Genomic DNA, 26,416 nt, shown 5'->3' with positions numbered 1-26,416 from the left:
AATGGAGGTAAGCCTTGATGCCGGAACATGCAGGGCTCAAGTTTACGGTGCCCGCCATGCGCATTCTTGAGAATGAACACCGCTATTTATCTTTTCTGATGGAAGAATGGCATGATATCGTACTTTGGTTTGAGGGGGAGCAGCCCGCTCCGGAAGAAGCCAGAGCTCAGCTTCATAAGCTGCGTAAGGCGGTTCTGGAGTTTACGGGCCCGCTGAAGAAGCATACCGTGAAGGAAGAAACACATTTTTTTCCGCTGCTGGGCCGTTACATCGGTTTTGAACAAGGGCCGCTGGTCGGCATCCAGGAGGAGCACCGCGAGATTGACGGGTATATAGGACATTTCCTGCATCACACAGAGGGCAATGCCGAACTGATGACGCTTGAGGATATCCGTGCTGCGGTGAAGGATGCAGGGGAAGCTTTTGAGGTGCTGACGGTACACTTTGTCAAAGAAGAGACGGTTATCTTTCCGATGGCTGAGCATCAGCTTAGCGCGAAGGACAAAGAGCGGTTAAGCCAACAGCTGAATACGCTTATTACGTGAGAATGCATGAACAGGCTGCTCCTATGTGGGGCGGCTTTTTTTGTGCACAGGAAATTAGACAACAAGAAATCTGGATAAATCGGGGGAGGCAGATTAAGTCACTTGCAACAGCATGGGTTAGGTTTAAATGCAGCGTCTTCCGAAAATAATTGGATTTTCTCCACTTGTTAGTGAACAAAGCCTCCCCTGTCAAACAGCAGTTGGAAAAACAGCACTTAATATGCTGCAAACAGTCAGATTAGAGGAAATAAATAAAATTAAGTGACGTTTATCCAACTAATTCCTTTACATGATCCGGAATAATAAAATTAAGATACGTTTTTCCAACTAATGTAACAGAGGCCGAAGTCCGAAGAAGGCGAAAGAGAATATGTAAGATGTTTCGTTTGTGGCAGGGGTTGCAGGAGTGAATAAGGTCTGGAGCAATGCCCCGCTGTGCGGGGTTATTTTTTTAGGGTTTCCCCTGTCAGGGAAAGGGGACTCCCCTATATCTGAGCCGGGGGACCGGCGGATACAATGAGTACAGGAAGTATTCGTACGAATAATCAAGAGAATAAACGGCGAAAAGGTGAGTCGAATGATTAAAAAAGTGCAATTGCCGCTACAAACCTTAAACTTGATTACCGGATTCATGGTGTGGGTGATCATCTCTTCCCTGATGCCCTTTATTTCCGAGGACATCAGCATCCCTCCGGGAAGACTTGCGATGGTCACAGCGATTCCGGTGGTGCTTGGCTCGATTCTAAGAATTCCTTTGGGCTATTATGCGAACATTCTGGGAGCACGCATTATTTTTATGTCCAGCTTTATCCTGCTGTTGTTTCCGGTCTACTTCATCAGTGAAGCGTCCACGGTTACTCACTTGATTATCGGAGGCCTGTTCCTTGGAATCGGCGGGGCCGTATTCTCGGTGGGGGTGACCTCTCTGCCGAAATATTTTCCCAAAGATAAGCATGGTCTGATCAACGGAATCTACGGGATCGGGAATATCGGCACGGCGGTCACAACCTTCTCGGCTCCGATGGTGGCGGCACAGATAGGCTGGGCCCCTGCGGTGAAAATGTATCTGATTCTGCTGCTGGTGTTCATCGCCTTGAATTTCTTCTTCGGGGACCGTCATGAGCCTAAGCTCAAAACACCGATTATTGAACAAATCAAAGGCGTATCCAAAAATGAGAAGCTCTGGCTGTTCTCCTTGTTCTATTTCATTACCTTTGGCTCCTTTGTGGCCTTCACGATTTATCTGCCTAACTTTCTGGTATCGAATTTCGGTCTGGACAAGGTGGATGCCGGGATGCGCACTGCCGGCTTCATTGCCGTTGCGACCTTCTTCCGTCCGGTAGGCGGCTGGCTTGCCGACAAGTTCCAGCCGCTGTTCCTGCTCACCGGCACATTCAGTATCTATACAATTGCAGCTATTATCCTGGCCTTTATGCCTGACATGGGATTATACACAGCCGGATGCCTTGCGATTGCGTTCAGTGCAGGAATCGGTAACGGAGTCATTTTCAAATTAGTCCCGCTGTACTTCAATAAGCAGGCGGGTGTCGCGAACGGAATTGTATCGATGATGGGCGGCCTGGGCGGCTTTTTCCCTCCGATCATGCTGTCGGTGATTTATTCGGTGACCGGGCAATATTCCATCGGGTTCATGCTGCTCTCCCAGGTGGCGCTGGCCAGTCTGGTGCTGGTCGTGTGGCTCTATTTCCAGGACCGGCTTGCACTTACCTCTGAAGTGTTCAATTCTACCGGACAGGGGATTCTGGTTACCGATGTTTCCGGTTTGATTAAGACCGTCAATCCGGCCTTCACGAGGCTCACCGGCTATACGGAAGACGAGGTTCTCGGCAGACAGCCCAGCATTCTCAAGTCAGGCCGCCAATCCAAAGAATTCTACCGCGTCATGTGGGGAGAGGTCAGGGACAAGGGAATGTGGCAGGGTGAGATCTGGAACAGGCGCAAGAACGGGGAAGAATATCTGCAGTGGCTGAACATCAGCGCTGTGAAGGATGACACCGGCGAGGATGTCCGGTATGTAGGCACATTCAGCGATATTACGCAGAAATAACCGGATGAAGTGGCGTTGAACCGCTGCAGCCAATCCCTTTCCATACAGGACGGCATAGCCGGTTCTACTGGGTCCGGCATCAAGTTAGGAGCAGATGAAGGTGGAAAAGACCAGAAATCCGGTTACCGTGGCGGAAGCTGTATTCCGGGTAACCGAAAGAGTGTGCAGCACCGGTACAGAAAGGGTACCGCTTGCCGCAAGCTATGGGCGCATCCTGGCGGAGCCGTTGACGGCAACCCATGATGTTCCGCATTTTACGCGGTCCCCCTATGACGGGTATGCAATTGCTTCGGCAGATTCAGCCGGTGCTTCCGGCAACAGTCGGATCAGCTTCACGGTTGTAGATCATATCGGTGCAGGGGAGATATCTCAGGTTACGCTTGGGGCATTTGAAGCTGTCCGTCTGATGACGGGAGCCGCGCTGCCGGCGGGTGCAGATGCGGTAGTCATGTTCGAACAGGCCTCGGAAGCGGGCCGGACGTTTACCATCCGCAAATCCTTTGCCCCGCAGGAGAATCTGTCCCTGCAGGGTGAAGATATGCGCTCAGGCGAAAGGATCGTTCCGGCAGGTAGCTTCATTCATCCCGGAACTGTGGCGCTGCTGGCTACCTTCGGGTACGGGGAGGTACGGGTCGGCAAGCGGCCGGTTGTAGGCATATTGTCAACGGGAACCGAGCTGCTGGAGGTGACGGCTCCGCTCGTACCCGGTAGAATCCGCAACAGCAACGGGCCGATGATCGCTGCCCAGCTCTCCCGGATGGGTATCCCTTACCGGATGTACGATACGGCAGCGGACCAGCTGGAAGAATGCCTGCTAACGGTCCGGCAGGCGATGACAGAAACAGACTGCCTGATCACCACAGGCGGCGTATCCGTCGGCGACTATGACTACTTGCCGGAAATATACAAGCGCCTCGGGGCCGATGTGCTGTTCAACAAGGTGGCTATGCGTCCGGGCAGCGTGACTACAGTCGCGGTTGCCGGGGAGAAGTGCCTGTTCGGATTGTCCGGCAATCCGTCGGCGTGCTTCACAGGCTTCGAGCTGTTTGTCAGGCCCGCCCTGCTCACGATGATGGGGGCAGATAAAGTCTATCTGCCGCGTACGACAGCCGTACTGGCAGAGGATTTCCCAAAGGCCAATCCGTTCACCCGGTTTATCCGGGCTGTTCATGACCGGACCTCGGTGCGTCCCGCCGGCTTCAACAAATCGAATGCGGTATCTTCCATCGCACGCGGGAATTCGCTGATTGTGCTGCCGGGCGGGACAAGAGGTTATGCTGCAGGGGATCCTGTGGAGGTACTGCTCCTCGGCGTTGAGGAAGGTACGGACGAATGGGTGCTGTAAGCTTACCGGAAGGGAGACAGACCTATGACTGCTCATCCATTGCAGGACCAGCTGCGGCGGCCGATTCATGATTTGCGGATCTCGGTAACGGACCGGTGTAATTTCCGCTGTTCCTACTGCATGCCGAAGGAAGTGTTCGGAGAGGACTATGCCTTCCTCCCGGCAAGCGGGCTGCTTACCTTTGCAGAAATTCTCCGGCTGACGAAGCTCTTCGTCTCCCTTGGCGTAAGCAAAATCAGGCTTACCGGAGGCGAGCCGCTCATGCGGCAGAGCCTGCCCGAGCTTGTTGCCGGAATCCGCGCTATCCGTGGTGTCGAAGATATGGGGCTGACGACGAACGGGGTACTGCTGGGCGGGCAGGCAATGCCGCTCTATGCTGCGGGACTCCGCAGGCTGAATGTCAGCCTGGATGCTCTGGAGCCTGAGCTGTTCGGCAGAATGAACGGGCGGGGTTACAAGCCTGGAGCGATTTTAAGGCATATTGATTATGCCATAGCAGCCGGCTTTGAGGTCAAAGTAAACATGGTGGTACAAAGAGGGGTGAACGAATCGGAGATTGTGCCGATGGCGGCCTACTTCAAAGATAGAAATATAACGCTGCGCTTCATCGAATTCATGGATGCCGGCAACGACAACGGCTGGAGCTATGAGAAGGTTGTTACCAAAAAAGAAATTCTGGAGCGCCTCCAAGGTACTTTTGTGCTGGAAGCCCTGGAGCACCATTATTTCGGCGAGGTGGCGCAGCGTTATGCCTACAAAGGCAGTCAGGCGCAGATCGGCTTTATCACTTCCGTATCCGAATCCTTCTGCTCCTCCTGCACGCGGGCCCGGCTGTCTTCCGACGGCAAGCTGTATACCTGCCTGTTCGCATCGGAGGGCTTTGATCTCAGGGCAATGCTCCGCAGCGGTGCGGATGATCAACATCTGCTGGCTGCCATTAGAGACGTCTGGGAGAAGCGCGCTGACCGCTATTCCGATGAGCGGACAGAACAGACCGCGGAGAACAGAACCAAGATCGGCATGTCCTATATTGGAGGTTAAGCACAGAACGCATTATTCAGCGGTTGAGCGGGCAGGAATGCAGCCTGTAACTACATTGTATATGACGGGAGACGAACTGAACTTATGAACGGAGCACAGCTGCTGATTGAGATGCTGATCGAGAAAAAGATTGAGACCCTGTTCGGCTACCCCGGCGGTGCCGTATTGCCTTTATATGACGCGCTCTATGATTGTGACCGGATTCAGCATGTGCTGGTCAGACACGAGCAGGCTGCGGTCCATGCTGCGGACGGATACGCAAGAGCGACGGGACGCCCGGGGGTAGCCCTTGTTACCAGTGGTCCTGGAGCAACCAATGCCGTCACCGGAATTGCTACCGCCTTCATGGATTCGGTTCCGTTAATTGTCCTCACCGGCCAGGTATCCACCGAGCTTATTGGTCTGGACAGCTTTCAGGAAGTGGATATTTACGGGATGACGATGCCGGTTACGAAACACAATTATATCGTAAGGGAGATCGAGGAGCTTCCAAGAATTATACATGAGGCGTTCCATGTGGCGACAACAGGGCGGCCCGGTCCGGTTCTGATCGATCTGCCGAAGAATGTCATGAATGCGGAATTCACTGCAGCAGGTGACTTCTCCGGCCAGTCCTCCCCGCCGGTTATCCGGGGGTACCAGACCGATTATTTCATAGACCCGGCGGATATTCAGCTGGCGGCAGAGCGGCTGAACCGTGCGCAGCGGCCGCTTGTGCTTATTGGCGGAGGCTGTATTCAAGGGGAGACCCCGGCACTCCTGAAGGAATTCGCCGAGCAGCTGGGGCTTCCTGTAGCCAGCACGCTGATGGGCCTCGGAGCTTTCCCGTCCGGACACTCCCTGCATCTGGGCATGGTCGGGATGCATGGAACAGTAGCTGCCAACCGTGCACTCCAGGGTGCTGACGTTGTGCTATGTCTCGGTGTGCGGTTCAGTGACCGGGTAACGGGCAACCGGAAGGCGTTCTCGCCGGGTTCCTATAAAATTCAAGTAGATCTGGATACCTCCGAGCTGAACAAGAACATTCCCATAGATCTTGCTGTCACCGGTTCCTGTGCAGATTTCCTTAGCGGATTACGGGGACAAGTACAGGCGGCGGAGCATTCCGCCTGGGATCAGCAGATCATGGCCTGGCTGAAGCGTCCGGTGAAATCAGGCAAGGGCCAGGATGCCAAGATGACTCCCCAGGAAGTTATCGGCTGCATTCAAAAGGCTACAGCGGGCGATGCGATTATAGCCACAGATGTCGGCCAGCATCAGATATGGACGGCTACGCATTACGAGTTCTCGGAAGCACGGTCGTTCCTGACCTCCGGCGGGCTGGGCACCATGGGGTACGGCTTGCCTGCTGCAATCGGCGCCGCTGTTGCTTTTCCTGACCGCCATGTGGTTTGTATTACAGGCGACGGAAGCTTTCAGATGAATATGCAGGAGATTATGACGGCTGTTGATCATGGGCTGAACGTCAAGGTTGCGATCTTTAAGAACGGGTATCTGGGGATGGTAAGACAGTGGCAGCAGCTGTTTCTGGGCCGGCGGTATTCCTCGGTGCGGATCAGCTCGCCGGATTTTGTCGCCTTGGCGGAGTCCTTCGGCGCCCACGGGTTCCGGGCACGCACGCTTGCTGAAGCGGAGCAGATTATTGAACTTGCGCTGCATACGGAGGGGCTTGTTGTTATGGAGTTCGATATTACCGAGGAGAGCAATGTATACCCCATTGTGCCGCCGGGATCGAGCAATCAGGATATGATCGTGGAATAGCATTATGCAGCAAAAAGGAAGCTCCTCTACCGTGATTACCGGCAGAAGAGCTTCCTGATTTTATACGTTTGGGGTTATTTTATACGCTAGAAGTACAGCACAAGCACAGACACATATAACATAACGGAGAAGCCGATCTCGATGATTCCGGTACGTTTGGCAGTGATGCCCGTCTTAGGCAGGATGGCCGCCCGCAGGAGCAGGATTAGCAGCGGAACCAGCAAAGACGGAAACAGGAACAGTCCAACTGCTGCAACCAGCAGATGATAGAGCACCGAGCCGTAATAGAAGCGGATATTGTTCCGTTCACGGATGACGGTTTTGACATATAATGCGGTTCCTGTGAAGTACAGCACGGCCAGCACGAACAGCTCGGTCGCAGTCTGCCAGCTCCCGCCCTGACCGACATAGAAGACCGGATAGATGATCAGGCAGAAGGCCACTATGGCCGAGATGTCATTGAGCAGGGCCCGTTCATTTTTGGTTCTGGCATAATAGAGATTCACAGCGAACAAAGGCACGAGCGGCAGAACAAACCATAACAGCACAGGTTCAGCTGCCACCAGATAGATGATCAAAGGGAGCAGCAGAATACCATACAGCTTCAAGGGCTGGGCATAACGCTTGAATTTCCTTGTCTTCACCCCCTGCAGCAAAGGAAAGCTGAACAAATAGATCAGCAGCCAGCAGACAAACAGCGGAATATGTATAAGCTGCCCCCGGGATGCGGCTACCCCGAACAGAAAGGGCAGAACGAGCATCGCCCAGGCGCCGTGCTGGTTAGGGATATATTTCTTCATACTAAACATGACCTCCTACCCTGAACTATCATGGCCTGTGAGGATGCCAGACTCCTTAACTATACTTTTTATAATGGGGGACGCGGGTGATTTGAAGCACAAGATATGCGCTGCTCCCCAGGGTTATCACTGAACGTTATTATGACGAAGGAGAGGCTGCAACGTGACTATGGAATCTCATCATGCAGCAGTACGGGGACCGGTTCCTGTACTGCAAATTGTCGGTTATAAGAATAGCGGAAAAACTACCCTGGCCTGCCGTTTAATCCGCGCCTTATCCGCCCGTGGGCTGCGTGTCGGGTCGGCCAAACATGATGCCCACCACTTTGAATTGGATGATCCGGGCACAGACAGCAGCAAGCATCTGCTGCACGGTGCAGTTGAAGCTGTACTGACCTCGTCAGAGGCTACAAGAATCATGCGGAAATCCGAAACCTCATTGGAAGATATCGCAGCGTCTATGTACGGTAAGGTTGATCTGCTGATTGCTGAAGGCTTCAAGTCTGCGGATTATCCCAAAATCGCATTGATCCGCAATGCAGACGAGATGAGCCTGCTGCGAAACCAGACTGCGAATATATGCCTATGGCTGAGCTGGGAAGAGAACGCGGTTGAGCACGGTGCAGCCTCTCCAGTGAGCCCGAATACTATCCCTGTACTGCCTCTGCGGGATCAAGCGCTTATTGATGAAGAAGTTCTTTCTCTGGCTTATTCACTTCTCTAATCAAATGGAGCCGGAATATTTACGGGAGGTGCTTAATTTGCTGACTGGAGTCATACTGGCAGGCGGACAGAATTCCCGGATGAAGGGCCGGAATAAGGCGCTCCTGACCTATCAAGGGGAGCGTTTCGTGGATAGACAGCTGAAGGAAATGCGAACCGTCTGCTCTAAAATAATTGTTGTTACGAACGATGCTTCTCCGTACATGGACTACCCTCCCCAAGGAGATATCCGGTATATTCCGGACATCTGTGCGGGGCATGGACCGCTGAGCGGGTTTCATGCTGCTTTTGCCGGGGTGGAGACGGAATATGCCTGGGTTGTGGGCTGTGATCTCCCTAAGATTTCCGCTCCCGCCGCTTCGTGGATGCTTACCCGGCTCATGGAAGAGGACTATGAGGCTGTTCTTCCCCTGATGAATGGCAAACATCAGATGCTTCATGGGGTATACCGGCCGCACCGGATTCTGGCGGATATTATTGAAAGACTGGATACACGGCAGTACCGGCTATCCGGATTATTAGATTCCACGCACTGGTCAGGGGTAGACAAGGACGATCTAGCTGGTGCGGGTATACATGAGGATTTCACTGCAGATATTGATACACCTGAGCAATATAAGGATCTGCTGCACGCAGATATGGAAAGGGAGTGATCACTTGGGCAGTTCATTATTCGAAATTACAGACAACCCGATTCAGCCGCAGGCGGTATCTGATAAAGTTCTGCGGAGAGAAGCGGGAGCGGTCACTTTATTCATAGGTACGGTAAGGGAGCTCACGCAGGGTAAGCGGACATTATATCTTGAATATGAAGCGTATCCGCTTATGGCGCTCACGCAATTGGAACGCATCGGGCAGGAGGTCAGAGAACGCTGGCCGGATACCAGGGTTGCTGTGACACATCGGGTAGGAAAGCTTGAAATTATGGATATCGCTGTGGTGATCGCTGTATCTTCTCCGCACCGTAAGGCTGCTTACGAAGCGAATGAATATGTGATAGACCGGATTAAACAGATTGTACCGATCTGGAAAAAAGAAACGGGCGAAGACGGCAAAGCATGGATTGGCGACCAGCTGAATCAATGTGCTTATCCGGAAGGGCGGCCCCTCTTGCCGGATATTCCTGTGGAAGACAGGAAGTAAAGAAGCCGCAATTCACTATCTGATGAACTACCGGATTGCTGATCTGAATGCATTAAGGGAGTTCCCGTAACGGGGCTCCCTGTTTTTGGGTATTCCGGATATACACAAAGCGGTGCAGAGATAGAGCGCGGATACCCGCAGGCTCTGCTTCTGCTTGTTACACATACTCGCACTTAAACTCCGTGAACTCCGCCGATGAACCTTCCCCGCATGCATACAGTCCGATCAGGACACCCGTGAATCCTCCGGCGACCTCGGAAGAGAGGTATCTGGTTTGGGCCGACCCGAGGGGGATTTCCCCGTGTTCATTACTAATGAAGAAGCTGTAGCGCTCCTTACCGGATTTAATCAACAGCGTGGCCTGATTGCTACTGCCCAGAGCCACTTCATGCTGGATGGATTTTACATCTCCAATATTGAGGCGCTCGATCACCCGGTACTGCGCTCCGTCTTGGCGGATCGCCAGATCATAATGATGATTCTCATCCATATAGAGCGTGATGCCCGCTTCTCCGCCTGTCAGCGTTATGTTGCAGGTAATCACCGCGTCGAAATCCCGTTGGCGGAGGCCTATAAAGGTCGGGGATGCCGGAACATCCAGCGTTACCTCTGTGCCTCGTAACGTCAGCTTGTCTTGTCCCAGTAGATAATTCTCTGTGGCCGGATGGCGGAGATAAGCCCAGTCCAGATTCCAGTCGGTATTCTCAAAAGTATAGCTCTTCTTCTCCTGCTGAACCACCGTGTCCGGAATGCGGTCAGTCTCGAAGCTCAGAAGCACCGTTCCGTTATGCCCGGCTGTGAACCAGCCGTCTTCGCCGAAGGTCACCGGAGTCAGGAACACTTCGCGGCCCAGATGGTGGTAAGTGAGCCAGCGTCCGGTTTGCCGGAATCCCAGATGCAAGAGCCACCAGTTCCCTGCGTCATCCTGGATCAGATCGCTGTGCCCGACACCCTGCAGCTCGTAACCGCCCAGATTGCGGTTGGTCAGGACAGGATTCTTCGCATAGGCCTCGAATGGGCCGGAAGGGGAAGTCCCCCGCGCATAAGTCGCCATATGTCCGTATTCGGTTCCGCCTTCGGCTGCGAGCAGGTAGTAGTACCCGTTGATTTTATAGAGATGAGGGCTTTCCAGATAACGTCCGCCCGTTCCCTGCCAGATGGACCGGCTCGGCGATAGTTTGCTGCCTGTCTCAATGTTTATCTCACACTGAATCACACCCGGGGTGCCGTTATCATCCAACCCGTTGCTCATAAACAAAGTCTTGCCGTCTTCAAAATACAAATCCGGATCGATTCCGCCCTGATCGACATAGACCGGTTCCGACCATTCGCCGTAAATATCGTCCGTCCAGACATAGAAGTTCTGGTGGGTCGTGTCATTGGTAGTCACCATGTAGAACCGGCCGTTATTGTGCCGGATCGTAGGGGCGAACACGCCGCCGGAGCTGCTCACCGTGCCCAGCTGAATCTGGCTCTCGCGGGTCAGGCAATGGCCGATTTGCTTCCAGTTAAGCAGGTCTGTGCTCTCGAAGATAGGCACTCCAGGGAAATACTGAAAGGAGCTGCAGACCATATAATAGATGCCGTCCACTTTGCATACGCTGGGGTCAGGGTAGAAGCCTTTGATTACCGGATTATTGTATTTCATACATGCACCTCTTCTATGAATTCATATATATATAAATTTAATATGATCACTTCTAAGGAAATTAAACACCAACTTGAGATTCATGGCAATAGAATAAGCTTGTCTGCGGGATTTAAATCGGTTAAATTAATAGAAATATGAATTCAGTGATCAGGAGATAATCATGATGATAAAAGCGGACGGGAAACCGGAGTACATGCCTTTATACGAGGCGCTGGCCAGTGAAGTCAGGTGGAGAATTATGAGCCTCATTGCCGAGCGTGAAATGAATGTGAAGGATATCGCGGATAAGCTTGCGCTCAGCCCGTCCATCGTCACCCTGCACATCCGGAAGCTCGAAGCCGCCGGGCTGACGGGGAGCCGCAGGGTCCGGCTGAACGGGGGGACGCATAAGCTGTGCTTCCTCAAAGCAGCAAGCATTGATATCCAGCTGCCGTCTGCCCGCAAGGACGCGAAGATGCTCGAGCAGAGCATTTCTGTGGGTCATTATACAGCGTTTGAAGTTCATCCAACCTGCGGGCTGGGTACACATGAGATGGAGATCGGGGTGTGGGATGATCCGCGTTATTTTCTGGATCCCGAGCGGGTTAATGCTGCGATTCTATGGTTTGGCAGAGGATACGTGGAGTATAAAATGCCCAACTATCTGGCCGCCGGACAGACGGCGGACTTCCTTGAAATTTCCATGGAGCTGGCTTCGGAAGCGCCCGGCTTAAGAGACGAATGGCCGTCGGATATTGGCTTCACGTTTAATGGTGTGTTCCTTGGAGCCTGGACGAGTCCGGCGGATTTCGGCAGAGCGGCACGCGGCAGATACACGCCCGAATGGTGGCACCGGAATGTGAACCAGTACGGGCTGCTCAAGACGATCCGTATCGACGCTTCGGGTACTTTTATAGATGGAGTGCAGATGTCGGAGGTGACCATTCACGAGGTGAAGCTGAAGGAGCCGTTCTGGACGCTTCGGTTCACGGTGGACGAGCAGGCGGAACATGTAGGAGGATTGACGCTGTATGGGGCGGGCTTCGGCAATCACGACCAGGATATTGTGGTTCGGGTGTATCTCCGGTAGGTTGCGGCTGTGCGAACCGTACAGTACAATTTCAGTAACCGGTTATGCCGGTCAGGCTTAAGGGATCACTTTGAAGAGAATACTTCGGATAAAGGGAGTGTTATATAATGAATGCAGAAATGGTCATGCAGGAGCTGGAAGAGCTCGGCAAGGAACGAACCAAGAAAATATACAGCTCGAATGGCGCGCAGGAACCGCTGTTTGGTGTAGCTACCGGGGCGATGAAGCCGATCTTCAAGAAAACTAAAATTAATCAGCCGCTGGCTGAAAAGCTATATGCGACGGGGAATTATGACGCGATGTATTTTGCCGGAATCATTGCCGACCCTAACGGGATGACGGAAGCCGATTATGACCGGTGGATGGACGGGGCTTATTTCTACATGCTGTCTGATTTCGTGGTGGCCGTAACTCTGGCGGAGGCGGATATTGCCCAGCAGGTTGCCGATAAATGGATCGCGAGCGGCGAGGACCTGAGAATGTCGGCGGGCTGGAGCTGTTACTGCTGGCTGCTGGGAAGCCGCCCGGATAAGGAATTCTCTGAGAGCAAGCTGGCGGGTATGCTGGAGCTGGTGAGCAGGACGATTCATGACGCCCCGGAGCGTACCAAATATTCAATGAACAACTTCCTGTACACCGTAGCCGTATCCTATTCTCCGCTCCATGATCTGGCAACGGAGACGGCGAAAAGGATAGGCCCGGTAGAGGTGGGCAAGGACAAGCCTGCAGGCAAATCCATTAATGCCTACGACAATATTCAAAAGGCGGTCGAAAAAGGCCGCGTCGGATTTAAGCGCAAGCATGTGCGGTGCTAGGAAGGTATCCGCTGAATCTAGTACTTTAATTAACATCTGCCTCTTAACGTGGGCAGGTGTTTTTTTGTTGGCGCGAAGCTCACGATTGTATAGGTGCTTCAGAAAGAACAGGTTCTTAACCTTTTAATAAAGCTGAACGCATACGTGCTGTCTGCTAAAGATTTGGGAGTGTTGGATTCTTTCAGCGTCAGCGGGTATCACGTTCAGGATTGGATTACCGACTTGAAATCGAAATTTGAAATCATGAACAGAAAAGAAGAAGAACAGAAGCTAAAAACAATGGAGACAAAACTTTATAAGTTGCTTTCAGATGATAAAAAGGTAGAACTTGAACTTGATGAGATTGCAGAGTTGTTGAGGTAAGCTGATAAGTCCGTATTTCACGAAGAATCAATTAAAAAGCAGATTAGTTTCATATGGGAGTAGATACACACAATTATATTATTATCGGAGCGAACATTGGGGATTTAGTTGATTTGAATTTTAAAGATGACGAGGAATATGAAAAAACAGAAGAATATCAAGATAGATATAGTAAGCAGAAGAAGCCTGGAGACATGATTTATTTGGATGATTGTTATGGTGGAAAGTATTTTTATGTTGGAGAGGTGGTTCAGGCTGATTACGAAGGTTATAACGGATTTGCACCTATGGATATCGATACAGACGAAGATAAGTTCTAAAAACCACATGAAAGTCAAATTTCATAAAAGTTATATAATCATTTAATTCTATATTCAACCCATTCTTGATTAAACGGATCTTGAATAAATAAACTTATATCTTTATCATTCTCTATTTTGAATATTTCTAAGCCGAGTTCAGTTCCATCATTTGTATCTGTTTTCTCATTAGTTGAAACAATAGAATCGCCAATGGAAACATGAGTTTTATAAAATTCGTACTTCTTACCTTCAAAAGTAATCCAGGATATAGGATCAACTTCATTATTTGGTGGGTTTTGTGCAGAATGATTTGAACAACCAATCAAGAGAAGGAAAACAATAAATAAACACGACACTTTACTATTCATTGATATCACCTCTACCTATGGTATATTGTGCCACAGGATTATTATTCCCATGGCACAATATTTTTTTAATTCACAGTCGTTCCGTACCAAAGCCTACGAACGCCCAACTGATTGTGATGATCAGAGTGCCAAACTGTAGTGTAATACATAGTACCATAATTCATTATACAACTCGGTGTAGAGGCGGTCGCATCATGATCTAACCCATAATTATGAGAAACTTCATGTTGCAAGGCATGGATCTGACCAGTTGCTGATTGATTGGTGACAAAGCTATAGCCTGCATAGGGTGGTTTGCTGGCATATATATATCCTTGACCGCCTCCGTCAATATCCGTCTCGCCAGTAAAGCCAATCACCAAATCGTAAGTATCAGTTCCGGCTCCTTTTAAATTACTCAGTAATGCAGAAGCATTATTACCGTCAGAATACCATAATCTATATGCAGCAATATTTAAATCTATACTGAATTCTTGATTAAAAGGATCGTCGGCACTTTCAAGGTAACTAGACACTAAAGTTGTCCAATCGCTGTGAGCGCTTCGATATTCTTCGTCAACTGCAACTAGAACATTTACTAGTTTCCCAGTTTGCAGTGCCGAGGCTTTTGATTCAACGTCAATATTCTTATCGAGTTGAAACTCACTCACTAAGTTGCCACTTTCATCGTAAATAGGGATTGTAGTTGATCTTTCAATGTTGGGAGTTATCACTTCTTCTCTGAACTTATTTTGGCTTGGTTCAGCCGGAGTAACATCAGAAATTGTTGCGTATTTTTGATAGAAGAGATCAACATCAGTTTTATTGACATCTTCGGCCGATCCAAGCGAAACAAAAGATAGAGAACAAATAAGAATGAGTGAAGATACAACCGGGAATTTTGAAAGTTTAAACAATAGAAAACCTCTCCTTTAGTAGTAAAATATGGAACAAATACAGTTTATGTTCGAATTAGTGTGAATTCAATGAGACATAAGTATCGATTTATGAGAAAATATGTAACTAAAATTAATTGAAAATGTACCTTTATCAAGAAGCTTATCCATACTGCAATAATGATCAAGAGATGCAGAGAATCGATTACGAAACTTGTTGACAAAATATAATAAATAAATATACAAAAAAACACTCTATATTTCTGTTACTAATCTGAAGGTTACTGGTCAATTTCCGAAGTGCTATGACTTCCTCCAGGCGGTTTGTCAGGAAAATCCCTGTATTTCGTACAACAATCCGGCCGAAAACCCCGCTAGCCAGGAGCCCGAGTTGCAAAACGTACAACATTTCCGGGCTAAGCTTCGGCGGCCGCAGCCATTGTCCGAAAGAATGGACGGATAACCGGCCAATGGCCCCGGGAACCGGGGAGCCGCCCGTGTAGTGCTATGGCTGGACCGCTAGTTGTAACGCATGGTTTTTACATAACGAGATCAACAGAATCCTATCTGTTGGTCTCTTTTTTAATGCCTGAAACGGAAAAAAATGTCACGCAATCCCCTGCTCAAGTGTTATATCTATATTGATAGCAGAAAGGAGACAAACGTGGACTCTATAGAAGAGAAGATCAGGCGGATACAGGCTGGGGAGGCTTCCCTTTTTTCGGATATTATCAGGCTGTACCAGCAGCGCATTTACCTATACTGCTTCCGCTTGCTGAACAACAAGGAAGAGGCCGAGGATGCAGTGCAGGATGTTCTCATCAAGGCTTATCAGAACATCGGGCAGTTCAGGCCGCAGGCGGATTTCGTCTCATGGCTCTACAAGGTCGCTTATCATCATTGCTTAAACCAGCTGCGCCGGCAGAAATTTCAGCATCAGCTGCGGAAATTACTCAGGCAGGAGGTTACGGTGAAAAGCGCCGAACAAACGGTGGAGAACCGCCTGTTCAGTGAGCCGGTCTCAGCCGCTTTGGAGCAGCTTAATATGGAAGACCGGAATTTATTGATTCTGCGTATTTTTGAAGATAAATCCTTTGCGGAAATCGGAGAGATTCTGGGTGTCAGCACAGCTACGGTACGCAAAAGATATGAACGGACCAGAGGCAAGCTTAAAAAAGCTATCGAGCGGAGGGAGAAACAACTATGGGCAAGGGCGAATTGACCTCAGAAGAGCAATTTGTAAAAGATGGAGATCGTTCTGCTGAATTTCCGCCCGTTGATGTCCATGACCCTGTGATGGAAGCCATCGGGTTCGGTAAGGTACGCCTTACTGCTGATCTGCAGGCATCACTGCATGATGGGGACGCTCCTGCGATTATGCAGAGGATAGAGACGGTAACCGGGATAAAGCGCAGCCGTAAACGGATATTACGGATTCCGGTTAGAGGCTGGGCAGCAGCGCTAATCCTGATTGTCTTACTGGGAGGCGGCTATTCCCTGTATTCCTCCGTTCCCCGGCAGGCAGCCAAATTCCAATATGAAGTGCAGCCCTATGAGCCGCTTCAGGCGACGGAGGAAGGCGGAACGATAGAAATAATGAAAATGCCTTTAACCCCCGGGCCTGATCTTCCCCAGGCGGAGCCTAGTAAAGAAGATGAGCTGATGAGTGCCAAATATAAGGAAGGCTACGAGGCGATCGGGAAATTATTGCTTCCCGGAGAATACGCTACATTCGTATTAAGACATGAAGGCGGGGACGGACGTTCTCAGATTGGCATATTTAGCCCGCTGATGATATTTACTGACTATTCCAGCTATGTGACCAGTGCAGAGAAGCACACAGCTCCGATTTTGAAGCAGCCTGGATATATGGCGGACGGGTATACTTTTGACCAGGCATATGTTTCCCCCTCGTTCAAACAGATGAATGAGGAAGAACTGCTTGCCCTGTCCGGCGGAATTGAGCTTGAGGGCGGCTTCCGGGTGACCTGGAGACGGGAGCCTGCGGATAACATTACTTTTGATTCCGCTGCATTGGAGTATAAGAATGGTGAAAGTAAGGTAAGAATTAGCGCCAAACGTATAAAGCAGAATACCGGACCGGTAGAGACTCTAATGTGGACCCAAACTACAAATGTAGAGAATATTAGTATCAACGGAAAACAGCTGATTTATCTTGAACCCTCCAATAATGAAGATTTCAAAATAGGCTATAAGTACAGACTTATCTGGGCTGATCCGGAAACGCGGATGATCTATGATGTGACTGCCCCACCGGAGAATACTACATTAACCAAAGATGACATTATCCATATTGCTGCCGGTATGATGAATTAAGTATTTGCAAATAGAGAAAGGTGGAATCTTAATGAATTACAGAAAAACGATCATGGCTATGACGAGTGCAGCGCTGTTGCTGGGTATAGGATACGGGGCTTCAGGGGAGGCGTTTGCTGCCTCATCCGGGATACAATCCGCAGCAGCCTTGCCTGCCATCATGACGGACGTTAAATATATAGCGCAGGTCAGCGAGGCGGAGGCTAGAGCGAAAGCGGAGCAGGAGGTGAAGAAATTCAAGAGTCTTCTGGACCAGCAGAAGAAGGCGTTAAGCGGTACTTATCAGCCCGGGGAGATCAGGTATGTGTACATTAATGACAAGGAATACCAGGCCAGTCCCATCGGCTCGTCCTATGCGAGTAACTCGTATTCGCTTATGTTCAGAAATTATGATGAATACGTCAAGAAGTATGCAGCAGGGAAGCCCGCAATGCGTCTGGAGCTGAAACAGCCCCCGGAGGGCTACAACTTTACTCTGGCAAGAATTGCACCCTATCAAACATCTTCCGAACGGAAGCAGATATTCAATCAGGTGATTGCTGAGGGAAAGGCGTCCGGCAAAAAAATATATGTTAAGAAGCTGCAGGAGAAGCGTATTTCTATAGAGCTAATCTATACGATGACCGCTCCGGTCAATGGGATTACAGGAGTACTTTCCATCAATACCGAGCCCGCAGGGGCTGCAGGGAAGGCGGTTGAATCGGAGCCGGTACAGCCGCAGTCGGAGAAGCTGAAAGTCGATGGGCAAGAGGTAATATATACAGCTAACGATAAGCAGGAGCACAAGTCGGTGGTATGGATGAATGCAAAAACACATGTCAATTATATTCTCCGGGAAGACCGCGGGCATCTGAACAAGGAGGAACTGCTGGCTTTGGCGGGACAGGTTATGGAGGCATCGAAATAGCCGCAGGTTCTGCTTGCATGACAATCACCCGGTCCGCTACGTGAAGACCTGTCGGATAGCACCTTCAAAATTGCCCCCTATCTCTTGGATGGGGGACAGCCTTGGAGGTGTTTTTGTATGCACGCAGACTTCATTTCCGGGAGATTTTATAATAATTCGTGCATTGCTCTTATATGAACTTCAAATCCTAATTGTTACTATAACAATGTAGTAAGAGAATACAGATGTATACAGGAGGGTTAAAGATGTTTAAATGGAAGCGTTCTCTTTCGGTGTTGGCCATGACAGCTATATTGGGTACACTGGCTGCCTGCGGCGGCGGAGGGAATGGAGCAAACAATGCAGGAGCTGCTACTGCGGCACCTGCCAGTACTGATGCTGCGGCAACTACAGCTCCTAGCAGCGGTGAACCTGTCAAACTCCGGATTATGTGGTGGGGCTCCCAGCCGCGCCACGAGGCAACCTTGGCTGCGTTGGACTTGTACACGAAGAATAATCCGAATGTAACGTTTGAGCCGGAGTATTCCGGGATGGACGGATATCTGGACAAATTATCTACCCAGGCTGCGGCCAATAACGCTCCGGATATCGTGCAGCTCGATCCGGGCTGGATGCCGGACTGGATGGCCCGCAAGCAACTCACTGAATTGGCGCCAGAGGTGGATGTCAGCAAATTCGATGAGAAGCTGCTGGCCGGCGGACAGCTGGACGGCAAACAGTATGCCGTTCCGCTGGGCTCAGTAGCCTTCGGTATGGTTTATGATAAAGCCGCTATGGATAAGCTGGGGATTGCCAATCCGGCCAATGGCTGGACCTGGGATGATTTCTTTGCCTTAGCCAAGGAATCCCAAGCAAAGCTGCCGGACGGCCAGTATTTCACCCTGGACTATGCTGGGAACTACTTCATGTATTCGGCTTACCAATACGCCAGGGGGAAAGGGCAGGTTATCACGGATGATGGTCATTTCAATGTGGATGAAGCCACGTACCTGGAATGGACCCGGAAATTTGAGGAGCTGCGTAAAGAAGGCCTGGTTCCTCCGGCGGATGTGAATGCATCCGATAAGGAGAATGATCCGCAAATGGACCTGCTGGCAGCAGGGAAAGTCCTGTTCCGGTACAGCTTCTCCAACAACCTGGGAACCTGGGACAGTATTAAACCGGGGGCTTACGCCCTTGTAACGATGCCGCGTGCCGAAGAAGCCGGAGGCTGGCTGAAGCCGTCCATGTTCCTGGCCGTTTCCAAGAATTCCAAGCATGCCGAAGAAGCCAAGAAATTCATCAACTGGTTCGTGAATGATCCGGAGGCAGCCCAAGTCACCCAAACCTTCCGCGGCCTGCCGGCCAATAAGGACAATGCCGCCCTTCTGGAAGCGAACATGAGTGAACTGGATAAAGTAGGGTTAGGACTCCTTCGTGCTACCGAGCCGGATGGCCAGACCTGGTCGGCCGGAGCCGGAGGCTGGACCAACTTCGTGGATAAAGACTGGGTGCTTGTCCGTGACCAGCTCAGCTTCGGGAAATCCACGCCGGAGGAAGCTTATAAGCAGCTTAAGGAAGCAGCGCAATCCTACGAGAAATAGAAGGATTATTGATAGCATAAGGCATATAAATTCTATAGTTGAACGAAAAGCCCGGGACAGCCCTGTCCCGGGCTTTATTCCGGACTATTTGGTTCCCTGGAATTACCGTTATATTTTGAAAGAATTCGAGCATTCCCCTCATTTAGCCGGGTGTGGGCCAATTATATACTTGAGTTATCCAAATTGACCACAAGAGGTGACCACAGATGAACCGTTCCACAACGACTTTAGCCGAAGCGGCTCCATTGCCGAAAAAAAGCTCCTACTTTCGCAGCAGATGGAACGCTCCGCTTGCGGGCTATTTGTTTATTGCGCCCTGGCTGATCGGGTTTCTGGCGCTGACGGCGTATCCGTTATTCTTATCGCTGTACTATTCGTTTACCGACTACACTTTGATGCAGCCGATGCAATGGATCGGGTCCCGCAATTATGAGCGGATATTTACAGCGGACCCGAAATTTATACAATCTGCCAAAGTAACCGTCATGTATGTGCTTGCATCCGTGCCCCTGAAGCTGGCAGCCGCTCTATTCGTTGCCATGATTCTCAGCAAAGCAGTGAGAGGAATTAGTGCTTACCGTACGGCGATCTATTTCCCGTCGCTTATCGGCGGCAGCATCGGAGTTTCCCTGCTCTGGCGTAACATTTTCGGAGTAGAAGGGATTTTTAACAAGCTGATTGCTGTGTTTGGAATAGAGGGGAAAAGCTGGATTACCAATCCGGACACAGCTCTTGGCACATTGATTCTGCTGACCGTCTGGCAATTCGGCTCCACCATGGTAATCTTTCTGGCAGGACTGAAGCAGATCCCGAATGATCTCTATGAGGCTTCCTCGGTTGACGGGGCCAGCAAGAGAACGCAATTCTTCAGAATCACCCTGCCGATGCTGTCACCGATCCTCTACTTCAATCTTATCATGGCTGTCATTGGCGCCTTCCAGATGTTCACTTCCGCTTTTGTGATTACGAACGGAGGGCCGATGAACTCCACCTATGTCTATGCAATGTATCTGTATGAGAGGGCCTTCAGCCGTTACGAGCTGGGTTACGCTTCCGCACTGGCCTGGATCATGCTGGTCGCCATCGTTGCTGCAACCGTCCTGATCTCCTACACCTCGAAGTATTGGGTATTCTATGAAACAGACACTGGAGGGAAACAACGTAAATGACAACATTGAAATGGAAGCCGGCAATCCGTCATCTGTTCATGATTCTCTTCAGCTTCATCATGGTCTATCCGATTGTCTGGTGGATTGGAGCATCGCTGAAAGACAGCACCGAGCTTAGCTCACCGGGGATCTTCCCGGCGGTCCCGCATTGGGACAACTTCACCAAGGGCTGGAATTCGGTTCCCGGCCATACCTTTACGGACTTTTATCTCAACACCTTCGGGCTTGAAATTGCTGTGATTATCGCAACCCTGTTGTCCTGCACGCTGGTTGCCTTTGGTTTCGCGAGACTGGATTTTCCGCTGAAGAATTTCTGGTTCTCCATTCTGATGCTGACCCTGATGATGCCCGGACAGGTGCTGATCATCCCGCAATATGCCTTGTTTTATCAGCTGGGCTGGGTCAATACGTATTTACCGTTTATAATTCCCCATCTGCTGGCGGGCGGGGCGGGCGGGAGCTTCTTCGTCTTCCTGCTGATCCAGTTCATCCGCGGGGTTCCAAGAGAGCTTGATGAATCTGCCAAAATCGACGGATGCTCCTGGTTCGGCATCTTCTGGAGAGTCGTTATGCCGCTGGCTTTCCCGGCGATCGTTACGGTGACCATCTTCTGCTTCCTGTGGAACTGGGATGATTTCCTGGGCCATCTCCTCTACATCAACACGGTGGATAAGTATACTGTCGGCCTTGCGCTGCGCATGATCAACGATTCCCAATCGGCGGCAGAGTGGGGCCAGCTGCTTGCTATGTCGCTTGTATCCATTCTTCCGGCTACTATTGTCTTCATGTTCCTGCAGAAGTATTTCGTAGACGGGATTGCTACAACAGGGATAAAGGGATAAGATGTAAAAAAACATCCGTCACATAACGGTAAAGCGCCCGAGCCTCATTCGCAGCTTTACCGTTTCTTTCGTGTGAACCGGAAGTGAAGGAAGGTAAGGACTTGACCAATCCTTTTAAAAAATTCAGAATCGACCGCCTGTTTTTCCACAGCTTTGCTATTGTGCTCATTCTAGTAATCGCAGTTACAGCATGGACAAGCTACAGCAATTCATCCAAAGCCCTCGTGCAGACGACCTCCCATTACCAGCAGCGGCTGCTGGACGAACTTAATAATGAAATTACAACGCGGCTGGATATGATTGAGCAGATTTCATTGTCCAGCTCACGGGACAACGAACTGACCACTTTTCTCCGGAACAGGCAGGATGATTTCGAGCGGTACCGCAGGCGTGTAGGCGTAGAAAGTGCGCTCGCCAATCTGACCTATGCCATTCCTTTAATTCAGGGAATTGATCTGTATATGGATGAGCCTATGCCGAGTGAGAGCCAAAGCTACATCCAGTTCCGGAATATTATTGATCTGGATAAGCAGGAATGGTCCAAGCGTCTGGTGAAAAGCGATTTCGCCTGGTCCGGGGAATATACCATTCCCAGCTTTCAGGGGGATGTCCCGGTGCTTAGCTTCGCCCGGAAAATCATGTATGAGAATGACTATCTGGGCGTGCTGGTCGTCCATATTAAGGCCAAGGAAATCCGGCAGCTGCTGACCGGCAATTCCTCCGGGTCAAACCGCATCATGGCCGACAGCGAAGGGAAGCAGATTCTGAGGATCGGGGAGACGCTCGAACAGAACGAGTGGTCTAAGTGGATCGATCTCAAGAGTAAGAAGTCGGGCTATGTGCATATTCCGGGCAAAGCAGGTTCCGGCAATACCCTGCTGGTCTATTCCCGAATGGATAACTCCATCTGGACGCTGATCGAATTCACGTCATGGAAGCAGATTACGGCAAGCAGTCTGAAGCTGGCGGAGTGGATTGGCCTGATTGGTATCGCTGCGATCCTGCTGGTGCTGCTGCTGACGCACTATCTGAGCAAGCAGTTTACCAAGCCGATCAAGCAGCTTGTAAGCGCTATGAAGATGTACTCTGTTGGAGGGCATAAAGAGGAGCTGCCCACAGATTATGAGAATGAATTCGGTTATTTATTCTCCGGCTACCGCAAGCAGAATGAGCGGATTGAGGAGCTGTATCTCTCGCTGGAACGGCGTTATGAGCAGCAGCGGAAAGCCGAGATTGAGGCGCTGCAGGCCAATATCAATCCCCATTTCCTCTATAATATGCTGGATCAGCTGAACTGGATGGCAATCGATGCCGGGCAGGAGGAGCTCAGCCGGATTCTGGAGCTGATGGGACAGATGTTCCGGATCGGCTTATCCAACGGGGCGAGCTTCATTAAGATATCTGAAGAGCTGCTGCACATCCGGTGTTATCTCGAAATCCAGCAGCTCCGCTGGGGGGGAGGGCTGGAATACAAGATAGAGGCAGCCCCGGAGCTGCAGGATGTGTACATTCCGAAGCTTACCCTGCAGCCGTTCGTGGAGAATTCAATCGTACACGGCTTTAATAAGCAGAGCAGCGGTGTTGTATCTGTCTATATAGGCAGAGCAGAGGAGACGCTGCAGATTATTATTGATGATAACGGAGCAGGCTTGAAGCAGCCGGAGGAGCGGCCGCGTAACCGCCATACCGGCGGCTATGGCATTCGCAATGTGCGGGAGAGAATTGCCGGATATTTCGGCAATGACTATGGGGTTACATTGAAGGAACGTGAAGAAGGCGGAACCAGAGTAGAGGTGAGTCTGCCTCTGCTTACAGAGGCCCCGGGGCAGCGGCTAAGCGAGCATAGAAAGAGCTAAGTGGAAGGCAGAAGTGGCAGCGCTTCCCTCGCTGTGCAGGGCAGATAACGTTGCAGCGGATAGTGATAGCAAGGAAGCTTAAGGAGGCAGAGACGATGTGGAAAATCGCCATTATTGATGATGAGCGCCAGGTCCTCCAGGGGATGAAGCGGGCGATCCCATGGGATGAGCTGGATGCAGAATGGGCCGGGGAAGCACTTAACGGGGAGGATGGCCTGGAGATGATCCGCGCAGCCTGTCCGGATATTGTGATCACCGATATCTATATGCCTGTGATGAGCGGCCTTACGATGATGGAGCATCTGAGGAAGGAAGGCTTCAAGGGCAAGATCATTATTTTGAGCGGATATTCAGACTTTGAGCATGCCAGGCAAGCACTCAGGCTTCAAGTAAGTGACTATGTCTCCAAGCCGATCAGTCTGCCGACGCTTAAGTCGATACTGGGCAAGATCATTGAGGAGCTGATCAAGGAGGAGGAGGAGCGGATCAGACAGGGGGAGCTTGAGCTGAAGATGCTGCTGTATGAGCCCTTTGTCGAGAAAGAATGGGTTCGTTCCGCAGCAGTCGGCACCTTGGACCCCTCTTACCGGAACAATACCCACCTGCCGCCTTCTTATCAGTATTGGCTGGAACGCAAGCATGCCACCATCGGTATTGAGCTGATCCGCGATGAGCGGGCCAGTTCCTTCTCTGTCTCCGACTGGAATCTGTTTCGCTTTGCCGTCAGCAATATTGCCTGTGAGGTTGCGCGCAGGTTTTTCACGGACATGGAATATACAGAGCTGAACAGCTATAGGGCATTATTAATTATTCATCCCGGGGAAGAATGTGCGGAGCAGCTGGAAGAGCTTGGAACCCGGCTGATCGATAGCATCAGCTCATACCTGAGGCTGGTAATACGTATCGGAATCGGGAGCCTGAAGGATACGTGGATGAAGATCCCCGAATCGACGGAAGAGGCCTTCCGTGCGATGGATCAGGGAGCCTTGCGGATGAATCCGGCTTATGAGGTGTATCGATACCGGGAGAGCAGCAGCAGCGGGCAGGAGAGGGGGGCTTTGTTTCCGGTCAAGTTCTCCTATAAGCTGGCCGCTGCGATGAAGGCTACACAGGAAGCCGAAGCGCAGCAGCTTGTAAGCGAATATGTCACCGAGCTGCAGAAACAGCAAGGGGTCTCCGCCGGCTACGTGCAGATGCTTGGCAGTGAACTGTGGGGGATCATAACCTACTCGCTGTATGAATCGGGACTGGTGCTGGATGATCTGTTCACCAATGACCAGATTGCCAAAGAGATCGGCAATCTGGCAGTGCCCGACCAGCTGGCAGGCTGGTTGTCCGCCAAAATAACCGCGATCTGCGCCAGCCGGCAATGGAAAGGCAGCAGTAAACACAGGCAGGTTGTTGACTTCATGACCAGTTACATTCATGAGCACTATGCGGAAGAGCTTACGCTGGCCGATCTGTCAGACAAGGTATATATCTCGCGGAATCATCTGTCCATTATATTCAAGAATATTACCGGTGAAACCTTCAACAATTACCTGACCCGGGTGCGGATTGAGAAAGCAAGAGAGCTGTTAATGGAACGGAAGATGCTGGTCTACGAAGTGGCGGAAAGGGTGGGCTACAAAAACATTCCTTACTTCAGCACACTGTTCAAGAAAATTACCGGCATGAACCCTACAGAGCTGATCAACTAAGTAAAGAGTAAATGTAACATTTGGAAATTCGGGAGCGTGAGAGATTATGATTCGCATAGCTATAATCGGTACGGGTTCAATAGCGGCTGTTCATCTGCAGGCCTTCACCATGTTTGCAGACCGCTGCACAGTAGTTGCGCTGGCGGACAACAAGGAAGAGCGGGCTAATGCGCTCCGGGACCGATTCCGGCTGGAGAGCAGGTTTGTACAGGATTACCGCGAATTGCTTAACGATGAGGAAGTGGATATGGTGTCCATCTGCACACCCCCTCATTCCCATGCGCAGATTGCTGCCGACTTCCTGCGGGCCGGCAAGCATGTGCTGGTGGAGAAGCCTATGGCACTGTCGCTTGAAGAGTGCGACCGCATGCTGGCTGCGGCGGCTGAATCGGGCCGTATCCTGTCCGTCGTCGGACAGAACCGTTTCCTGGATTCCAACAGGAGATTGAAGGCTACACTGGACTCCGGATTATTGGGCAGGATTGTACATGCCCAGGCGGATTCCTTCTGGTGGAGAGGGCAGAGCTACTATGATGTATGGTGGAGGGGAACCTGGGAGGCAGAAGGGGGAGGCTCGACGCTGGGTCATGGAGTACATCAAATGGATCTGCTGCTGTGGATGATAGGTATGCCGGAGACGGTTCAGGCAGTCATCCGGAATACCTCGCATGACAAGTCGCAGCTGGAGGATCTGTCAATCGCCATTCTGTCTTATCCGGGAGGCGGCTTGGCCCAGGTTACCAGCTCCATCGTTCATCACGGAGAAGAACAGCAGCTGGTGTTCCAGGGGGAGAAGGCGCGTATCTCTGCACCCTGGAAGGTGTATGCCTCTTCTTCGCGGGACGATGGATTTCCGGAGCGGAATACCGGGCTGGAGGAAGAGATCGAGCGGTATTACAGCAGCATAGGCCCTCTGCAATATACGGGACATGCCGGACAAATTGACGATATGCTGAAGGCGATGGAGGAACCGGCGCGGCGTGTTCTGATTGACGGGCATGAAGGAAGGAAGACGCTGGAGCTGGTCACCGCCATCTATGAAGCCTCGGTAACCGGGCGGCCGGTAACTCTTCCAATAACTAAGGACAGTATGCTGTATACGAGGGACGGTATTCTCGCCAATGCCCCGCGGTTCCCTCTCGGCAGCTGATAA

General features: G+C 50.9%; 25 protein-coding genes. 21 read left to right on the top strand and 4 right to left on the bottom strand.

Annotation, left to right across the window (positions count from 1 at the left end):
- The first annotated feature begins 17 nt into the window (after positions 1–17).
- From NSQ73_RS24415 to ilvB, 5 genes are all read left to right on the top strand, one after another.
- Positions 18–545 (top strand): hemerythrin domain-containing protein, encoded by a 528-nt coding sequence (locus NSQ73_RS24415; protein ID WP_340988506.1) that lies wholly within the window; start codon positions 18–20, stop codon positions 543–545.
- A gap of 577 nt (positions 546–1,122) precedes the next feature.
- Complete coding sequence (locus tag NSQ73_RS24410; RefSeq protein ID WP_340988505.1) at positions 1,123–2,613, top strand: MFS transporter; 1,491 nt, start codon at positions 1,123–1,125, stop codon at positions 2,611–2,613.
- 100 nt (positions 2,614–2,713) lie between these two features.
- Complete coding sequence (locus tag NSQ73_RS24405) at positions 2,714–3,958, top strand: molybdopterin molybdotransferase MoeA (protein WP_445669610.1); 1,245 nt, start codon at positions 2,714–2,716, stop codon at positions 3,956–3,958.
- A gap of 24 nt (positions 3,959–3,982) precedes the next feature.
- Entirely contained in the window at positions 3,983–4,999 is a 1,017-nt protein-coding gene (moaA, locus tag NSQ73_RS24400) for a GTP 3',8-cyclase MoaA (protein WP_340988503.1), read from the top strand.
- Between the two features lie 84 nt (positions 5,000–5,083).
- Entirely contained in the window at positions 5,084–6,760 is a 1,677-nt protein-coding gene (gene ilvB / locus NSQ73_RS24395) for a biosynthetic-type acetolactate synthase large subunit (RefSeq protein ID WP_340988502.1), read from the top strand.
- An 86-nt stretch (positions 6,761–6,846) separates the two neighbouring features.
- Here ilvB and NSQ73_RS24390 read toward each other — a convergent pair whose 3' ends face one another.
- The gene (locus NSQ73_RS24390; protein WP_340988501.1) at positions 6,847–7,560 is read right to left on the bottom strand and encodes a YwiC-like family protein; all 714 of its coding nucleotides are present in this window, start codon (positions 7,558–7,560) and stop codon (positions 6,847–6,849) included.
- A 169-nt stretch (positions 7,561–7,729) separates the two neighbouring features.
- Between NSQ73_RS24390 and mobB the strand changes: the two genes are divergently transcribed.
- The 3 genes from mobB to NSQ73_RS24375 are packed head-to-tail and all read left to right on the top strand — an operon-like array spanning position 7,730 to position 9,426.
- Positions 7,730–8,284, top strand: a complete 555-nt coding sequence (mobB, locus tag NSQ73_RS24385) for a molybdopterin-guanine dinucleotide biosynthesis protein B (RefSeq protein WP_340989391.1) — start codon at positions 7,730–7,732, stop codon at positions 8,282–8,284.
- Between the two features lie 37 nt (positions 8,285–8,321).
- A complete protein-coding gene (gene mobA / locus NSQ73_RS24380; protein ID WP_340988500.1) occupies positions 8,322–8,936 on the top strand; it encodes a molybdenum cofactor guanylyltransferase in 615 nt (204 codons plus the stop codon).
- 4 nt (positions 8,937–8,940) lie between these two features.
- Positions 8,941–9,426, top strand: a complete 486-nt coding sequence (locus tag NSQ73_RS24375; protein ID WP_340988499.1) for a molybdenum cofactor biosynthesis protein MoaE — start codon at positions 8,941–8,943, stop codon at positions 9,424–9,426.
- A gap of 157 nt (positions 9,427–9,583) precedes the next feature.
- Here NSQ73_RS24375 and NSQ73_RS24370 read toward each other — a convergent pair whose 3' ends face one another.
- Positions 9,584–11,074 (bottom strand): glycoside hydrolase family 43 protein, encoded by a 1,491-nt coding sequence (locus tag NSQ73_RS24370; protein WP_340988498.1) that lies wholly within the window; start codon positions 11,072–11,074, stop codon positions 9,584–9,586.
- A 166-nt stretch (positions 11,075–11,240) separates the two neighbouring features.
- Here NSQ73_RS24370 and NSQ73_RS24365 point away from each other — a divergent pair, with 166 nt between their 5' ends.
- From NSQ73_RS24365 to NSQ73_RS24350, 4 genes are all read left to right on the top strand, one after another.
- Positions 11,241–12,146, top strand: coding sequence for an ArsR/SmtB family transcription factor (locus NSQ73_RS24365; protein WP_340989390.1), 906 nt, complete (start codon positions 11,241–11,243; stop codon positions 12,144–12,146).
- Between the two features lie 107 nt (positions 12,147–12,253).
- Positions 12,254–12,961 (top strand): DNA alkylation repair protein, encoded by a 708-nt coding sequence (locus tag NSQ73_RS24360; protein ID WP_340988497.1) that lies wholly within the window; start codon positions 12,254–12,256, stop codon positions 12,959–12,961.
- 144 nt (positions 12,962–13,105) lie between these two features.
- Positions 13,106–13,324 carry a hypothetical protein gene (locus NSQ73_RS24355; protein ID WP_340988496.1) on the top strand — a complete coding sequence of 73 codons (219 nt, stop codon included), beginning with the start codon at positions 13,106–13,108 and terminating at the stop codon, positions 13,322–13,324.
- Between the two features lie 53 nt (positions 13,325–13,377).
- Positions 13,378–13,644 (top strand): hypothetical protein, encoded by a 267-nt coding sequence (locus NSQ73_RS24350; protein ID WP_340988495.1) that lies wholly within the window; start codon positions 13,378–13,380, stop codon positions 13,642–13,644.
- 38 nt (positions 13,645–13,682) lie between these two features.
- Here NSQ73_RS24350 and NSQ73_RS24345 read toward each other — a convergent pair whose 3' ends face one another.
- Both NSQ73_RS24345 and NSQ73_RS24340 read right to left on the bottom strand, forming a co-directional pair.
- Complete coding sequence (locus tag NSQ73_RS24345; protein WP_340988494.1) at positions 13,683–13,994, bottom strand: hypothetical protein; 312 nt, start codon at positions 13,992–13,994, stop codon at positions 13,683–13,685.
- Positions 13,995–14,059: 65 nt separating this feature from the next.
- Entirely contained in the window at positions 14,060–14,890 is an 831-nt protein-coding gene (locus NSQ73_RS24340) for a M12 family metallo-peptidase (RefSeq protein ID WP_340988493.1), read from the bottom strand.
- A 643-nt stretch (positions 14,891–15,533) separates the two neighbouring features.
- On the opposite strand from NSQ73_RS24340, the gene NSQ73_RS24335 reads away from it, so the two are divergent.
- The 9 genes from NSQ73_RS24335 to NSQ73_RS24295 all read left to right on the top strand — a co-directional run bounded on the left by NSQ73_RS24335 (position 15,534) and on the right by NSQ73_RS24295 (position 26,413).
- The gene (locus tag NSQ73_RS24335; protein ID WP_340988492.1) at positions 15,534–16,091 is read left to right on the top strand and encodes an RNA polymerase sigma factor; all 558 of its coding nucleotides are present in this window, start codon (positions 15,534–15,536) and stop codon (positions 16,089–16,091) included.
- Positions 16,073–17,206: a DUF4367 domain-containing protein gene (locus tag NSQ73_RS24330; protein ID WP_340988491.1), complete on the top strand. Its 1,134-nt coding sequence runs from the start codon at positions 16,073–16,075 to the stop codon at positions 17,204–17,206. Before NSQ73_RS24335 ends, NSQ73_RS24330 begins: the two co-directional genes overlap by 19 nt.
- A gap of 31 nt (positions 17,207–17,237) precedes the next feature.
- The gene (locus NSQ73_RS24325) at positions 17,238–18,113 is read left to right on the top strand and encodes a hypothetical protein (RefSeq protein ID WP_340988490.1); all 876 of its coding nucleotides are present in this window, start codon (positions 17,238–17,240) and stop codon (positions 18,111–18,113) included.
- 245 nt (positions 18,114–18,358) lie between these two features.
- Positions 18,359–19,696: an ABC transporter substrate-binding protein gene (locus NSQ73_RS24320; RefSeq protein WP_340988489.1), complete on the top strand. Its 1,338-nt coding sequence runs from the start codon at positions 18,359–18,361 to the stop codon at positions 19,694–19,696.
- Between the two features lie 206 nt (positions 19,697–19,902).
- Positions 19,903–20,865, top strand: a complete 963-nt coding sequence (locus NSQ73_RS24315; protein WP_042134739.1) for a carbohydrate ABC transporter permease — start codon at positions 19,903–19,905, stop codon at positions 20,863–20,865.
- Positions 20,862–21,707 (top strand): carbohydrate ABC transporter permease, encoded by an 846-nt coding sequence (locus NSQ73_RS24310; protein WP_340988488.1) that lies wholly within the window; start codon positions 20,862–20,864, stop codon positions 21,705–21,707. The genes NSQ73_RS24315 and NSQ73_RS24310 overlap by 4 nt, the downstream gene beginning before the upstream one ends.
- Positions 21,708–21,808: 101 nt before the next feature.
- Positions 21,809–23,563, top strand: coding sequence for a sensor histidine kinase (locus tag NSQ73_RS24305; protein ID WP_340988487.1), 1,755 nt, complete (start codon positions 21,809–21,811; stop codon positions 23,561–23,563).
- Positions 23,564–23,658: 95 nt separating this feature from the next.
- On the top strand, positions 23,659–25,263 hold the full coding sequence (locus NSQ73_RS24300; RefSeq protein ID WP_340988486.1) for a response regulator: 1,605 nt from the start codon (positions 23,659–23,661) through the stop codon (positions 25,261–25,263).
- A 46-nt stretch (positions 25,264–25,309) separates the two neighbouring features.
- Positions 25,310–26,413: a Gfo/Idh/MocA family protein gene (locus NSQ73_RS24295; protein ID WP_340988485.1), complete on the top strand. Its 1,104-nt coding sequence runs from the start codon at positions 25,310–25,312 to the stop codon at positions 26,411–26,413.
- Positions 26,414–26,416 lie beyond the last annotated feature (3 nt).

Source organism: Paenibacillus sp. FSL R10-2736 (assembly GCF_038000245.1).
Lineage (GTDB): Bacteria > Bacillota > Bacilli > Paenibacillales > Paenibacillaceae > Paenibacillus_AQ > Paenibacillus_AQ phytohabitans.
The sequence above is the reverse complement of the archived record's forward strand: the minus strand, read 5'-3'. Positions and strand labels throughout refer to the sequence as shown.

Bases quoted from the DNA above. Each gene is read 5' to 3' on its own strand.
- moaA (WP_340988503.1), top strand. From the start codon at position 3,983: ATGACTGCTCATCCATTGCAGGACCAGCTGCGGCGGCCGATTCATGAT.
- mobB (WP_340989391.1), top strand. From the start codon at position 7,730: ATGGAATCTCATCATGCAGCAGTACGGGGACCGGTTCCTGTACTGCAA.
- NSQ73_RS24295 (WP_340988485.1), top strand. From the start codon at position 25,310: ATGATTCGCATAGCTATAATCGGTACGGGTTCAATAGCGGCTGTTCAT.
- NSQ73_RS24410 (WP_340988505.1), top strand. From the start codon at position 1,123: ATGATTAAAAAAGTGCAATTGCCGCTACAAACCTTAAACTTGATTACC.
- NSQ73_RS24320 (WP_340988489.1), top strand. From the start codon at position 18,359: ATGTTTAAATGGAAGCGTTCTCTTTCGGTGTTGGCCATGACAGCTATA.
- NSQ73_RS24345 (WP_340988494.1), bottom strand. From the start codon at position 13,994: ATGAATAGTAAAGTGTCGTGTTTATTTATTGTTTTCCTTCTCTTGATT.
- NSQ73_RS24310 (WP_340988488.1), top strand. From the start codon at position 20,862: ATGACAACATTGAAATGGAAGCCGGCAATCCGTCATCTGTTCATGATT.
- NSQ73_RS24365 (WP_340989390.1), top strand. From the start codon at position 11,241: ATGATAAAAGCGGACGGGAAACCGGAGTACATGCCTTTATACGAGGCG.
- NSQ73_RS24300 (WP_340988486.1), top strand. From the start codon at position 23,659: ATGTGGAAAATCGCCATTATTGATGATGAGCGCCAGGTCCTCCAGGGG.
- NSQ73_RS24350 (WP_340988495.1), top strand. From the start codon at position 13,378: ATGGGAGTAGATACACACAATTATATTATTATCGGAGCGAACATTGGG.
- NSQ73_RS24325 (WP_340988490.1), top strand. From the start codon at position 17,238: ATGAATTACAGAAAAACGATCATGGCTATGACGAGTGCAGCGCTGTTG.
- NSQ73_RS24390 (WP_340988501.1), bottom strand. From the start codon at position 7,560: ATGAAGAAATATATCCCTAACCAGCACGGCGCCTGGGCGATGCTCGTT.
- NSQ73_RS24415 (WP_340988506.1), top strand. From the start codon at position 18: ATGCCGGAACATGCAGGGCTCAAGTTTACGGTGCCCGCCATGCGCATT.
- NSQ73_RS24315 (WP_042134739.1), top strand. From the start codon at position 19,903: ATGAACCGTTCCACAACGACTTTAGCCGAAGCGGCTCCATTGCCGAAA.
- NSQ73_RS24330 (WP_340988491.1), top strand. From the start codon at position 16,073: ATGGGCAAGGGCGAATTGACCTCAGAAGAGCAATTTGTAAAAGATGGA.
- ilvB (WP_340988502.1), top strand. From the start codon at position 5,084: ATGAACGGAGCACAGCTGCTGATTGAGATGCTGATCGAGAAAAAGATT.
- NSQ73_RS24360 (WP_340988497.1), top strand. From the start codon at position 12,254: ATGAATGCAGAAATGGTCATGCAGGAGCTGGAAGAGCTCGGCAAGGAA.
- NSQ73_RS24370 (WP_340988498.1), bottom strand. From the start codon at position 11,074: ATGAAATACAATAATCCGGTAATCAAAGGCTTCTACCCTGACCCCAGC.